The 11,867-nt window shown below is 65.8% G+C and carries 14 protein-coding genes; 4 read left to right on the forward strand and 10 right to left on the reverse strand.

The features are described 5' to 3' along the window. Nucleotides 1–31 precede the first annotated feature (31 nt). The 8 genes from MU516_RS14425 to MU516_RS14460 form a co-directional block, all read right to left on the reverse strand. Nucleotides 32–628, reverse strand: a complete 597-nt coding sequence (locus MU516_RS14425; protein ID WP_260277973.1) for a histidine phosphatase family protein — start codon at nucleotides 626–628, stop codon at nucleotides 32–34. Continuing rightward, nucleotides 628–1,407: an SDR family oxidoreductase gene (locus MU516_RS14430; protein WP_260277974.1), complete on the reverse strand. Its 780-nt coding sequence runs from the start codon at nucleotides 1,405–1,407 to the stop codon at nucleotides 628–630. Before MU516_RS14430 ends, MU516_RS14425 begins: the two co-directional genes overlap by 1 nt. Before the next feature lie 206 nt (nucleotides 1,408–1,613). After that, on the reverse strand, nucleotides 1,614–2,297 hold the full coding sequence (gene rpe / locus MU516_RS14435) for a ribulose-phosphate 3-epimerase (RefSeq protein ID WP_260277975.1): 684 nt from the start codon (nucleotides 2,295–2,297) through the stop codon (nucleotides 1,614–1,616). After that, nucleotides 2,294–3,259 (reverse strand): CbbX protein, encoded by a 966-nt coding sequence (gene cbbX, locus MU516_RS14440; protein ID WP_260277977.1) that lies wholly within the window; start codon nucleotides 3,257–3,259, stop codon nucleotides 2,294–2,296. Before cbbX ends, rpe begins: the two co-directional genes overlap by 4 nt. A gap of 61 nt (nucleotides 3,260–3,320) precedes the next feature. Continuing rightward, a complete protein-coding gene (locus MU516_RS14445; protein WP_260277978.1) occupies nucleotides 3,321–3,740 on the reverse strand; it encodes a ribulose bisphosphate carboxylase small subunit in 420 nt (139 codons plus the stop codon). An 11-nt stretch (nucleotides 3,741–3,751) separates the two neighbouring features. Then, nucleotides 3,752–5,218 carry a form I ribulose bisphosphate carboxylase large subunit gene (locus tag MU516_RS14450; RefSeq protein WP_260277979.1) on the reverse strand — a complete coding sequence of 489 codons (1,467 nt, stop codon included), beginning with the start codon at nucleotides 5,216–5,218 and terminating at the stop codon, nucleotides 3,752–3,754. A gap of 123 nt (nucleotides 5,219–5,341) precedes the next feature. Beyond that, the gene (locus MU516_RS14455; protein ID WP_209057139.1) at nucleotides 5,342–6,214 is read right to left on the reverse strand and encodes a phosphoribulokinase; all 873 of its coding nucleotides are present in this window, start codon (nucleotides 6,212–6,214) and stop codon (nucleotides 5,342–5,344) included. An 8-nt stretch (nucleotides 6,215–6,222) separates the two neighbouring features. Further along, complete coding sequence (locus MU516_RS14460) at nucleotides 6,223–7,218, reverse strand: class 1 fructose-bisphosphatase (RefSeq protein ID WP_260277980.1); 996 nt, start codon at nucleotides 7,216–7,218, stop codon at nucleotides 6,223–6,225. Nucleotides 7,219–7,320: 102 nt separating this feature from the next. Here MU516_RS14460 and cbbR point away from each other — a divergent pair, with 102 nt between their 5' ends. Beyond that, nucleotides 7,321–8,241, forward strand: coding sequence for a LysR family regulator CbbR (gene cbbR / locus MU516_RS14465; RefSeq protein ID WP_260277981.1), 921 nt, complete (start codon nucleotides 7,321–7,323; stop codon nucleotides 8,239–8,241). Nucleotides 8,242–8,326: 85 nt separating this feature from the next. Here cbbR and MU516_RS14470 read toward each other — a convergent pair whose 3' ends face one another. Together MU516_RS14470 and fliK are read right to left on the reverse strand one after the other, a co-directional pair. Beyond that, nucleotides 8,327–8,992 (reverse strand): flagellar hook capping FlgD N-terminal domain-containing protein, encoded by a 666-nt coding sequence (locus tag MU516_RS14470; RefSeq protein WP_260277982.1) that lies wholly within the window; start codon nucleotides 8,990–8,992, stop codon nucleotides 8,327–8,329. An 11-nt stretch (nucleotides 8,993–9,003) separates the two neighbouring features. After that, nucleotides 9,004–10,149: a flagellar hook-length control protein FliK gene (fliK, locus tag MU516_RS14475; RefSeq protein WP_260277983.1), complete on the reverse strand. Its 1,146-nt coding sequence runs from the start codon at nucleotides 10,147–10,149 to the stop codon at nucleotides 9,004–9,006. Nucleotides 10,150–10,251: 102 nt separating this feature from the next. Here fliK and MU516_RS14480 point away from each other — a divergent pair, with 102 nt between their 5' ends. The 3 genes from MU516_RS14480 to MU516_RS14490 all read left to right on the forward strand — a co-directional run bounded on the left by MU516_RS14480 (nucleotide 10,252) and on the right by MU516_RS14490 (nucleotide 11,830). Next, on the forward strand, nucleotides 10,252–10,497 hold the full coding sequence (locus MU516_RS14480; protein WP_260277985.1) for a rod-binding protein: 246 nt from the start codon (nucleotides 10,252–10,254) through the stop codon (nucleotides 10,495–10,497). Beyond that, complete coding sequence (locus MU516_RS14485; RefSeq protein WP_260277986.1) at nucleotides 10,494–10,811, forward strand: hypothetical protein; 318 nt, start codon at nucleotides 10,494–10,496, stop codon at nucleotides 10,809–10,811. The genes MU516_RS14480 and MU516_RS14485 overlap by 4 nt, the downstream gene beginning before the upstream one ends. Nucleotides 10,812–10,987: 176 nt before the next feature. Beyond that, nucleotides 10,988–11,830, forward strand: coding sequence for a flagellin N-terminal helical domain-containing protein (locus MU516_RS14490; protein ID WP_209057150.1), 843 nt, complete (start codon nucleotides 10,988–10,990; stop codon nucleotides 11,828–11,830). Nucleotides 11,831–11,867: the final 37 nt, after the last annotated feature.

The raw sequence follows: 11,867 nt of genomic DNA on the forward strand, positions 1-11,867 counted from the left end.
GGCTGATTCTTTCGGTTGGGCTTTTGCTGGCCTAGCAGCGGCTGTCCGGGTCCGCAACTGCCTCGGCCAGCCGCCAGCCATGCAGAGGGCTCAGTCCGGGCAGGGTCGCCGACCAGACGGCGCCTCCGCCCGATGGCTGGTCCTGTTCTCTGGAGGGCGCCAGACCTGCGATATGACACCAGATCAGCGTGCCGATTCCCCCGTGCCCGACCAGCAGCAGATCGCCCGGACCCTGCGACGCGACATGTCGATGCAGCGCCGCCATGCCGCGTGACGCGACATCGATGGCCTTCTCCCAGCCGTCTGCGCTGATCGCGGGTGCGGCGAAGAACGCGTCGGCCAGCGTCTCGTGATGGTCGTGTGGGACATAGCCCGTGGCGCTGCGGTCGATCTCGTCCAGTTGCGGGTCAGCCTCGGGCCGGATTCCGGTTGCCGCGCCCAGAATCGCGGCGGTCTCGCGGGCCTTGGTCTCGCTGCTGCTGACGATCCGCGTGGTGTGCGCCAGCCATCCGGCGCCCGTCAGCGCCATGATACGCGACCGGCCATGGTCCGACAGGGACCAGCGCGGCACGGGAACGGCCGGATCGATCAGCACCTGCGGATGGCTGAGATATCGCAGGACCGCCATCAGATCGTGACGTTCAGCGCGCCCCCGTCCAGCAGGATGTTCTGGCCGATGATGAATTTGGCATGTTCGCTGCACAGGAACGCGCAGGTCGCGCCGAAATCCTCGGGCTGGCCATAGGTGCCGGTGGGGATGCCGGCCTGACGCTGCGCGCGGGCCTCGTCCATGCTGATGCCCTGCTGCTGCGATACGCCCTTGTCCAGGCTGTCGGCGCGGTCGGTCGCGTGAATGCCCGGAAGGATGTTGTTCACGCAGACCCCGTGCCCCGCGACCTGCCGCGACATGCCCGCGACAAATCCGGTCAGCCCGGCGCGCGCCGTGTTGGACAGCCCCAGCACCGCGATGGGCGAGCGGACCGATTGCGAGGTGATGTTGACGACCCGGCCCCAGCCGCGATCCATCATGCCGGGCACCAGCGCCTGCATCAACGCGATGGCGGTCAGCATGTTGGCGTCGATGGCCTTGATGAAATCGTCGCGGTTCCAGTCGGTCCACGTTCCCGGCGGCGGGCCACCAGCGTTGTTTACCAGAATGTCGATCTGCCCGGCTGCGTCCAGCACGCGGGCGCGGCCATCCTCGGTCGTGATGTCGGCGGCGACGGGGGTGACACTGACGCCATGCCTGTCCGCGATCTCGCCTGCGGTGCGGATGATCTCGTCCTCGGTGCGGCTGTTGATGACCAGATCGACCCCGGCTTCGGCCAGCGCCTCGGCGCAGCCCCGTCCCAATCCCTTCGAGGCGGCGCAGACCAGTGCGCGCTTGCCCTTGATGCCCAGATCCATCGCGTCCTCCTGTGATCCGGGCGCAGGGAAGCGCGCAGGCGGCAGAATGTCAAATGGCGATCTTCAAGGACGCCGGTGCCGCCGGGGATGCGGGGCATCGCCCCGCGGCGGTCAAGGGGCTCGATGCCCCGCAGGCCGCCTGCCCCCCCCCTCGCGCGCCCCGGGTTTTCACACCATGCCCGGCGCGAAGGCGGGACAGCCAGCGCCTACAGCGTTGCCGCCGCACGGATGGCCCGGATATTCTCGCCATAGACCTGCTGTCGATCGACCGAGCCGCCCCGGAAGACCGCCGATCCGGCCACCAGCACATCGGCGCCGGCCTTGGCGACCAGCGGCGCGGTCTTCGGGTCGATGCCGCCATCGACCTGGATATGGATCGGGCGGTCGCCGATCATGCCGCGCAGGCGGGCGATCTTGTCGATCTGGCTGTGGATGAATTTCTGCCCGCCGAAACCGGGATTGACCGTCATCACCAGTACCATGTCGCACAGGTCCAGCAGATAATCGACCGCCTCCAGCGGCGTGCCGGGGTTCAGCGCGATGCCTGCCTTCTTGCCGGTCGCGCGGATCGCCTGCAGCGTGCGGTGGGGATGGGGTCCGGCCTCGACATGGGCGGTGATCATGTCGGCGCCCGCCTCGGCATAGGCTTCGATATAGGCATCGACCGGCGCGATCATCAGATGCACGTCCATGAAGGTCGTCACATGCGGCCGGAACGCCTTCACGGCGGGCGGGCCGAAGGTCAGGTTCGGCACGAAATGCCCGTCCATCACATCGACATGCACCCAGTCGGCGCCCTCGGCTTCGATGGCGCGGATCTCGCGCCCGAAATCGGCGAAATCGGCGGACAGGATCGACGGCGCGATCCGGATCTTGCGGTCGAATGTCATGGCGGTGTTCCCTCGGCTTGCCTGGCTGCCTGCTGCCCGCTTGCGCGCGTCCCGTCAAGCCCGCCGCGAAACACCCGGCTGGCGCGCAGATCGGGTTCGGTGATCGTGGACAGGGTCTCTGCATCAAGCGGCCCCCGCGCCTCGTTGAACAGCCGGTTCGCCTGCCGCAGCCGCGCCCGGTCCAGCGCGTTGCGGACCGAACGGGCGTTGGCGAAATGCGACTGGCCGCGCCGCGCCGCGATGTATTCGGCCATCGTCCGCCGCGCGTCGTCATCAAGGCGATAGTTCTGCTGATCCAGCATCCGTTCGGCGATGTGCAGCAGTTCGGCGTCGTCGTAATCCGGAAACTCGATGTGATGCGCGATGCGCGACCGGAACCCCGGATTCGAGGAAAAGAACCTGTCCATCCGGTCCGCATAGCCCGCCAGGATCACCACCAGGTCGTCGCGGTTGTTCTCCATCACCTGCAACAGGATCTCGATGGCCTCCTGGCCGTAGTCGCGTTCGTTCTCGGGTCGGTAGAGGTAATAGGCCTCGTCGATGAACAGCACGCCGCCCATCGCCTTCTTCAGCACCTCCTTGGTCTTGGGTGCGGTATGGCCGATATACTGGCCCACCAGATCGTCGCGCGTCACCGTCACCAGGTGACCCTTGCGGACATAGCCCAGGCGGTGCAGCAGGTCGGCCATCTTCAGCGCCACCGTCGTCTTGCCGGTGCCCGGATTGCCGGTGAAGGACATGTGCAGCGTCGGCGTTTCGGTGGCCAATCCCATCTGTCGGCGGGCCTTGTCCACCAGCAGCAGCGCGGCCGTCTCACGGATGCGCGCCTTGACCGGCTTCAATCCGATCAGGGTCCGGTCCAGTTCTTCCAGCACGTCGCGGACGCCGCTTTCCTCGAAGGCGGCGGCCAGATCGACGCGCGTCGGTGGGGCGGTTGCGGCGGGATCGGTGTCGTCGGTCATCATGGCCTCTTGCAATCGGAACCTGTTCCGGGCGGCGAAGGGGGCACCGCCCGGAACGCCGTCAGGCGTAGCGGGCGCCTTCGGGTTCGCGCACCGCATAGCTTTCGACGGTGTAGCGGATGATCCGGCCCTCGCCTTCCTGCCGCACGACGCGGAAGCCGGGCTCGGTCGCGGGACGGTTGACGATGAATCCCATCCTGACCGATTCCCATCCGGGCGAGGCGTCGAAGGCGATCACCCGGATATATTTCCCGCCATGCTCCTTGCGGCATTCGTTGACCTCATAGACCACGGCGGCGGCATCCGGGTTGTCGAACATCGGATGGCCCCACATTTCCCAGTAGGTGTTCCGGGGATGCGGGTCGTCCGTGTATTCGACCGACACGGCCCAGCCCTTGTCGATGGCGTATTGGGCCTGAACCCGGATGTCGTCGTCGGTCAGGTCGGGCAGAAAGCTGAATTGTCCCTGGCGCAGTTTCATATCGTTTCTCCTTACGCGGACACTTCGGGGGTGGGGGCGAAATCGGGCGCATCGGTCGAGGCATAGTCGAAGCTGACGTCCTTCCAGACATCCAGCGCCTGCTTCAGCGGCGTGCAGCTGCGGGCCGCATCGCGCAGGATATCCTCGCCCTCGTTCCAGATGTCGCGACCGGCATTGCGGGCAAAAACCATCGCCTCCAGTGCGACGCGGTTCGCCTGCGCGCCCGCCTCGATGCCGTGCGGATGGCCGATCGTTCCGCCGCCGAACTGCAACACCACATCCTCGCCCAGATAGGTCAGCAGCTGGTGCATCTGGCCAGCATGAATGCCGCCCGAGGCGACCGGCATCATCTTGTTCAGGCTGGCCCATTCCTGGTCAAAGAAGATCCCGTTCTGCAGCGCCATGGGATTCCGTTCCTCGCGGAAGATGTCGTAATAGCCCTTTGTGGTCGCCGGATCGCCTTCCAGCTTGCCCACGACGGTGCCGGCATGCAGGTGATCGACGCCGGCCAGCCGCATCCATTTCGCGATCACGCGAAAGCTGACGCCGTGGCTGCGCTGGCGGGTATAGGTGCTGTGCCCCGCGCGGTGCAGGTGCAGGATCATGTCGTTGTCGCGCGCCCATTTGGCCATCGACTGGATCGCGGTATAGCCGATCACCAGGTCGATCATCACGATCACCGACCCCAGCGATTTCGCGAACTCGGCGCGGGCATACATCTCTTCCATGGTGCCGGCGGTGACGTTCAGGTAGGTGCCCTTGACCTCTCCGGTCGCAGCAGACGCGCGGTTCACCGCCTCCATGCAATACAGGAACCGGTCCCGCCAATGCATGAAGGGCTGGCTGTTGATGTTCTCGTCATCCTTGGTGAAATCCAGACCGCCTTTCAGCGCCTCATAGACGACGCGGCCGTAATTGCGCCCCGACAGGCCCAGCTTGGGCTTGACCGTCGCCCCCAGCAGCGGACGGCCATAGCAGTTCAGGCGTTCACGTTCGACCACGATGCCGGTCGCCGGGCCTTGAAAGGTCTTCACATACGCCACGGGCAGGCGCATGTCCTCCAGCCGCAGGGCCTTCAGCGGCTTGAAGCCGAAGACATTGCCGATGATCGACGCGGTCAGGTTGGCGATGCTGCCGCCTTCGAACAGGTCCAGGTCATAGGCGATATAGGCAAAGAACTCGCCCTCGCTGCCCGGGACCGGATCCACGCGATAGGCCTTGGCGCGATATTTCTCGCAGGCCGTCAGCCGGTCGGTCCAGACCACGGTCCAGGTGGCGGTGCTGCTTTCGCCGGCCACCGCCGCCGCCGCCTCGACCGCGTCCACCCCGTCCTGCGGCGTGATGCGGAACAGCGCGATGACGTCTGTTTCCTTGGGCTCGTAATCGGGTTCCCAATAGCCCATCTGGGCGTATTTCATCACGCCCGCCGAGTATCTTTTCTTGGCGTCTGTGACGGTCTGGTTCGACATCTCGTTCATCTCTCTCTCCCTTCAGGCGGCGCGTGCGCCGATTCTGGCCGGGTCACGTTGCCCCCGCCTCATGCGATCTGGTGGTGGTCCTTCCGGTGGCGCTGATCCTGTGGCCAGTCCGGGACGGCGTCCTCAGGCCCGTTTCGAATCTCCGACCAGCCGCAGGATCATCGGGGTCAGGATCAGCTGCATCGCCAGGTCCAGCTTTGGGCCTGGTATGACGATCGAATTCGCACGGCTCATCCACGACCCCTGGATCATCGAGGTCAGGTAGGGGAAATCGATCCCCCGCGGGTTCCTGAAACGGATCACCACAAGGCTTTCGTCCGCCGTGGGGATCCAGCGCGCGATGAACGGGTTAGAGGTATCGACCACCGGCACGCGCTGGAAATTGATGTCGGTCTGGGTGAATTGCGGGCAGATGCAGTGCACATAGGCGTGCATCCTGCGCAGGATCACATCGGTCACCGCCTCGGTCGTATAGCCGCGACTGGCCTTGTCGCGGTGGATTTTCTGGATCCATTCCAGATTGACCACCGGCACCACGCCGATCTTCAGATCCGCCAGCGCGGCAAGGTTCACCCGGTCGTTGACGACCGCGCCGTGCAGCCCCTCGTAGAACAGCAGGTCGCTGCCATCCTCGAACGGGGCCCAGTCGGTGAACGTGCCGGGCGGCGCGCCGTATCTGGCGGCCTCGTCATCGTCATGGACATAATGGCGCGTCTCGCCCCGGCCGGTCTGGCCATAGATGCGAAAGATGTCCTCCAGCTTTTCCAGCTCGTTCGCGTCAAAGCTGAAATGGCTGAAGGTCGCATCCCCGTCGGCCAGCCTTTGCACCAGTTCGGCTTTCATCGCGGCCCGGTCAAAGCGGTGAAAGGCGTCGCCCTCGATGCTGACCGCGCTGATGCCCTCGCGGCGGAAAATCTGGTCAAATGTCGATTTCACCGTGGTCGTGCCCGCGCCGGACGAGCCGGTGACAGATATGATCGGATGGGTTTTGCTCATGTCTTTCCTCAGGCGCGGAACAGGCCGCGATTGCCGAACAGCGCCGACACCTCGGCCTCGGGCAGGTCGTGATAGGCGGCGACGCGGTTGACCTTGTCGGCGCTGCCGAACACCAATGGCGTGCGGCCGTGCAGCGCGGTGACGCGGGCATCCAGGATCGGCAGCGCGCCGTCCGTCGCCCGTCCGCCCGCCTGTTCGATCAGGAACGCGATGGGCGCGCATTCATACAGCATCCGCAGCCGTCCGCGGGCGTAACCCGGACGGTCATCGGCGGGATAAAGAAAGATCCCGCCGCGCATCAGGATGCGATGCGCCTCTGCCACCAGGCTGCCGATCCAGCGCATGTTGAAATTCTTGTCGCGGGGGCCATCGGTCCCGGCAAGGCAGTCGTCGATATAGGCCCGGACGGGACGCGGCCAATGACGATAATTCGAGGCGTTGATCGCGAACTCGAACGAGGTATCGGGCAATGACAGCCGCGCCTCGGTCAGATCGAAACAGTCGGTGTCGGGGTTCAGCGCATAGATCTGGGTGCCGTCGCCGAAGCTGACGACCATGCTGCAACGGGGGCCGTAAATGACATAGCCGCCGCAGATCAGCTCGCGCGCCGGGCGCAGAAAGCTGGCATTTGCGTCCGTGCCGGCGGGATAGACCGCAAAGATCGTCCCGATCGAGACGTTGGTGTCGATATTGCTGGACCCGTCCAGGGGGTCGATGGCCAGCGCCCAGTCGCCATCGTCCTGAATCGCAACGGGGTCGCACAGCTCCTCGCTCGCATACCAGCGCAGCCCCGCATGCCGCAGCGCGTCGCGAAACAGCGCGTCGGCATCCAGATCCAGCCGCTTCTGTCCGTCGCCGTTGCTGTTGACGCCCATCTCGGCCGCCATGCGACGATCGCCGCGCCGGATGACCCCGGCCATTTCCGCCGCGCCCCGCGCCATCGCCAGCATCAGGGGCCGCAGCGGTGCGGGAACATGCGTGATGTCGATGCTGGGCGCTCTCATCGGCCCCTCCTCAGGCGTCAGTTCGGCATGAGATGCAGCTTGACAGGATCACGGCTTCGGGAAAATTTAATAAGATGGAAGCCAAATTAGATAAATTCTAAGATGCGTCTCGATGCCCTGACACTTCGGCAACTGCGCGCCCTGCGCGCCGTGGCTGAAACCGGCAGCCTGACCGCCGCGGCCGCGGCGCTTGGACTGACGCCGCCCGCCGTCCACAGCCAGCTGCGCGGGCTGGAGGGGCTGGCGGGGTGCGCGCTTCTGGCGCGTGCCGAACACGGTGCGTTCCGTCCCACGGCCGAGGGACGCGCCCTGCTGCAGGCAGAGGCGCAGGTCGGCGTTGCCTTGGGGCGCGCGGGCCGCGAAATCGGCGCGCTGCGGCAGGGTCTCAGCGGCAATGTGGTTCTGGGGGTGGTCTCGACCGGCAAGTATTTCGCACCGGCGCTTGTCGCGCGGCTGCTGCGGCTGCTGCCGATGATCGAGGTCACGTTGCGGATCGGCAACCGCGACGCGATCCTTGCCGCGCTGGCGGGAAACGAACTGGATCTGGCGATCATGGGCCGCCCGCCGCGCGAGCCTGCGGTGCTGGCCGACCCGATCGGCCCTCATCCCCACATCATCATCGCCGCCCCCGATCACCCCCTGGCCGGGCAGGATCCGGTCACCTCGGGCGATCTTCTTGGCCAGACCTTCCTGTCCCGCGAATCGGGATCGGGCACGCGCATCCTGATGACCCGCTTTCTGGACCGCATCGGCGAGGGCACGCCCTGGCGCGCGGTCGAAATGGGCACGAACGAGACGATCAAGCAGGCGGTGATGGCGGGGCTGGGGATCGCGCTGATCTCGCAGCATACCGTGACCGAGGAATTGCGGTCGGGCCGACTTGTGGCGCTGTCGGCGATCGGCTTGCCGATCCAGCGCAGCTGGTATCTGCTGCGGCAGGCGGATCGCGAGATGACACCGGCCACCGCGCGCGTCCATGCCGAGATCGAGGCGCTGCGCGGCAGTTTCCTGCCCACGATCTGAAGACGACCCACGCGATGCGACCCGCCACCCGCCCCGATCACAGGCCGGTCACAGCGCCCCGCCAATAGGGCCCAAAAAGGGGCCGTCAGGCCGGATCGCGCAGCGCCGCGATGTCGGACGCGGGTGCCGAACTGCCGCCCTCGAAGATCAGCTGCACGCCGTCGGACCCGGTCTCGGCCTCGACGATGCGTGCATAGGCGCCGACCGCATCCTCGGAGATCACCTCGCCGTTGCGGCTGCTTTCGATGACGAAGGAATAGCGCCCGTCGGGCAGCTTTTCGCCTGCGGCGTCCCGACCGTACCAGTCGATCTGGCCCGCGCCAGGGCCGATTTCCTCGCGCGACACCTGCTGGCCCGTGGCCGTCAGCGTGACCAGCGTCACCGCGTCGGCCGCCGCATCAGGCCGGACATCCAGCGTCACCGCCTTGTCGCCGAACCACACCGGCTGCGTGGTCCGGGCCTCTTTGCCGATCCAGTCCGCGATCTGTCCCAGCCCGCCGCCACCCAGCTGCGCGATCATCTGGTTCAGCAGCTTGTTGGTCTGCGCCTGCTGTTCGACCCCCGAGAATGTGGCAAGCTGCACCGCGAATTCGGTCCCCTCCATGGGGTTCAGCGGATCCTGGTTCTGCAACTGCGCAGTCAGCATCTTCAGGAACGTATCGAAATCCGCATTGCTGGTGGCGGTCGCGGCGGTGGTGGTGGTGGCGGTCGCGGCAGCGGCCGCTGTCGAACTTCCAAGTGCGGAAATCATCCCTGTTCCTCTCACAATCTGATATCGATACGGCGGTCGCCCGCCATCGTGGCTGACCCAAGCCGGACGGCATGGGCGATGATCTGACCGCTCATTTCGGTCGCCGGGACGGCGTCGGGAAGATCCGTGGCGTTGCGGTCCGGATGATCCTTCCGGCCGCGCCCTTCCTCGCGGAATTCCAGCGCCGCGCCGTTCAGCCCGGCGTCGTCGAAATGGTTCTGCAGCATCGCCGCGTTGCGGCGAATCAGGTCCATGACCTCGGGCCTCTCGACCCAGACGGTGACATGCGGCGCACGCTCTGACCCGGTCACGACCAACCGCACCCGCCCCAGTTCTTCGGGGGACAGGGCGATCTCGATCCGGTCGTCGCGCGTGGTCACGACGGCATCGGCGATCTGCCGGATCACCGCCTGCGGATGCAGATGCGCGGGACGCCAGTCGGGTTGCGCCGCGATGCCGCGAGGCATGTCGGACAGACCGGCCGGTGTCGCAGGTACCGCTTGCGGCTCGACCTGCGGCATGTCTGAAAACGGGGGTGCGGGCGGCGCCGCCCGAATCGCGGCGGTGCCCGGCTGCTCGCTGCGTTCTGGTCGCAGAATGGGCGCATCACCGGTGCCGGTCGGCAATGGCGGGCGATTCGCGTCACCCTCGGCCTGCGGATCTGCTGTCTGGCCGGCCTCGACCTGGGTCAGCGGCCCGGCCTCGGGCTTTGCCTGTTGCCCGGCACCGGCGGAAGCAAGCGCCGGCGTCGAGGATCCGCCGATGAGGCCCATCGTCTGTCCCGGCATCTCCGGCTGGGGCGTCGGCTGCGGATCGCCTGCAGGGCCACCCTCAAGCTGCGCGCTGATGCCCGACCAGCTTTCCAGAATCATCGCCACGGCATCGGGCGATGCCGGGGGGGCGCTTGTCTTAACCTCTTCGTCCGCCAGATCCCCTCCGGCTTCCGGCTCGGTCGCGATATCGGGCGGGTCGCCCCGGTCCTCGGCTTCTGCCGCCTTGTCGGCTGCGGGCGCGTTGGACGGCGACACCTCACCCAATGCCGCGTCGAACGGGTCCGCGCCCTCGTGATCGGCGGCAGCCGAGGCGCCTTGTGGCGAGGCCGACCGGCCTTCGCCTGCCGCGACCGCCCCGAATGTCATGAATGCCGAACTGTCCATATCCGCGCCCTTCGATTTCACGCATATGTAGCGGCTAATCCTTACCTATTATTTACCGATAGGCCCTAATTTCCGAAATTCTGAACAATTCGGAGAGTCAGGATGCAAATTCAGCATGTTTCCCTTGCGGCGCCCGCAACATCGGCGCCGACGCCAGCCGACCGGTTGGAACAGGTATTTCTGGAAGAGATGTTGAAATATTGTGGCCCACGCGCGGCCGAGGGGGCGTTCGCGGGCGGCGCGACGGAACAGCAATTCGAAAGTTTCCTGACGCGCGAATATGCCGCGATCCTGTCGGAAAAGCTGGATCTGGGATTCGCCGACATGATCGCGGGGGACGCGCAATGAAGGCCTCGATCGCCCGAAATCTGGCATCTGTGAAGTCCGCGATCATCGCGGGCGATCCCGTCACGGCACTGATGACATTGGAAAAGCTTGCAGCGACCTTGCAGCGCGAGGGCTTGCCGCCTGCGGACCGGCCCGCTCTGACGGACGCGATGTCCCAACTGATGGTCCTGGCCGAGGCGTCGCTGCGCGGGGCGCGGCAGGCCTCCGATGAGGTGCAGGCCATCATCCAGGCGGCGCGCAGTCTGCAGACATATGACAGCGATGGATGTCGCCGCACGGCGCTGGTCACGGCACCGGCGCCCCGCCGATTTTGACTAAAATGCGCGACGTTGCGGATTTGAGAGGAGAGCCGGAATTCACTATTTGTAAATGGCCAGCCGATTAGAACGGTGGACGTGCGAAGAAACGCACGGGGCATTTCAGCCCGCCAGGTCAGAAGGCCGGATCTCTCAATAGCGGGTGCAAAGCGCCCCATTTCACGGAGGACAACATGTCCAGCATTCTGACCAATAACGGCGCCATCGTCGCCCTGCAGACCCTGAAATCGATCAACGCGGGTCTCGACAAGGCCCAGTCCGAGATTTCGACCGGCAAATCCATCGCCAATGCGCAGGACAATGCCGCGATCTGGGCGATCTCGAAGGTCATGGAAACCGACCAGGCGGCGTTCAAGACGATCCAGAGCGGCCTGAACGTGGCCGAGGCGACCGTCGCAACCGCCCGTGCGGGCGCCGAACAGGTGACCGACCTTCTGAACGAGATGAAGAATCTCGCGCTGAATGCCGGGACCGACGGCTTCGACTACGACAAGGTTCAGACCGACATCACCGCCAAAATGGCGCAGATCACCTCGATCGTTTCGGGCACGCAGATGAACGGCGTGAACCTGCTCAGCACGAACGGCATCGACGGCGGCGCGACCTTCACGGTGCTGGCGTCACTGGATCGTTCGGTCGCCACGGCCGCGACCACGTCGAACACCATCGTCGTGGACTCGGCCGATTTCGAGGCCAGCATCGTCGGTGGCACGCTGACCGCGATCACCGATCGCGCGACTGCGGACACCGCGGTTCACGATCTCGAGGTCCTGATCGAGGCCGCCGTGAATGGGGCCGCCGACCTGGGCTCGGCCGGCAAGCGCATCGCCGACCAGTCGGATTTTGTGGGCAAGCTGGCCGATTCGCTGAAAGCGGGCATCGGATCGCTTGTGGACGCCGACATGGAAGAGGCGTCGGCCCGTCTGCAGGCGCTGCAGACCCAGCAGCAGCTGGGCATCCAGTCGCTGTCGATCGCCAACCAGGCGCCGTCGTCGATCCTGGCGCTGTTCCGCTGATGACATCGCGGGGCGCCTTCGGGCGCCCCGTTCAAGC

Source organism: Paracoccus maritimus, from assembly GCF_025195095.1.
GTDB lineage: Bacteria > Pseudomonadota > Alphaproteobacteria > Rhodobacterales > Rhodobacteraceae > Paracoccus > Paracoccus maritimus.

Bases quoted from the DNA above. Each gene is read 5' to 3' on its own strand.
- MU516_RS14480 (WP_260277985.1), top strand. From the start codon at position 10,252: ATGCAAATTCAGCATGTTTCCCTTGCGGCGCCCGCAACATCGGCGCCG.
- cbbR (WP_260277981.1), top strand. From the start codon at position 7,321: ATGCGTCTCGATGCCCTGACACTTCGGCAACTGCGCGCCCTGCGCGCC.
- MU516_RS14485 (WP_260277986.1), top strand. From the start codon at position 10,494: ATGAAGGCCTCGATCGCCCGAAATCTGGCATCTGTGAAGTCCGCGATC.
- MU516_RS14460 (WP_260277980.1), bottom strand. From the start codon at position 7,218: ATGAGAGCGCCCAGCATCGACATCACGCATGTTCCCGCACCGCTGCGG.
- MU516_RS14450 (WP_260277979.1), bottom strand. From the start codon at position 5,218: ATGAACGAGATGTCGAACCAGACCGTCACAGACGCCAAGAAAAGATAC.
- MU516_RS14445 (WP_260277978.1), bottom strand. From the start codon at position 3,740: ATGAAACTGCGCCAGGGACAATTCAGCTTTCTGCCCGACCTGACCGAC.
- MU516_RS14425 (WP_260277973.1), bottom strand. From the start codon at position 628: ATGGCGGTCCTGCGATATCTCAGCCATCCGCAGGTGCTGATCGATCCG.
- fliK (WP_260277983.1), bottom strand. From the start codon at position 10,149: ATGGACAGTTCGGCATTCATGACATTCGGGGCGGTCGCGGCAGGCGAA.
- MU516_RS14455 (WP_209057139.1), bottom strand. From the start codon at position 6,214: ATGAGCAAAACCCATCCGATCATATCTGTCACCGGCTCGTCCGGCGCG.
- rpe (WP_260277975.1), bottom strand. From the start codon at position 2,297: ATGACATTCGACCGCAAGATCCGGATCGCGCCGTCGATCCTGTCCGCC.
- MU516_RS14490 (WP_209057150.1), top strand. From the start codon at position 10,988: ATGTCCAGCATTCTGACCAATAACGGCGCCATCGTCGCCCTGCAGACC.
- cbbX (WP_260277977.1), bottom strand. From the start codon at position 3,259: ATGACCGACGACACCGATCCCGCCGCAACCGCCCCACCGACGCGCGTC.
- MU516_RS14470 (WP_260277982.1), bottom strand. From the start codon at position 8,992: ATGATTTCCGCACTTGGAAGTTCGACAGCGGCCGCTGCCGCGACCGCC.
- MU516_RS14430 (WP_260277974.1), bottom strand. From the start codon at position 1,407: ATGGATCTGGGCATCAAGGGCAAGCGCGCACTGGTCTGCGCCGCCTCG.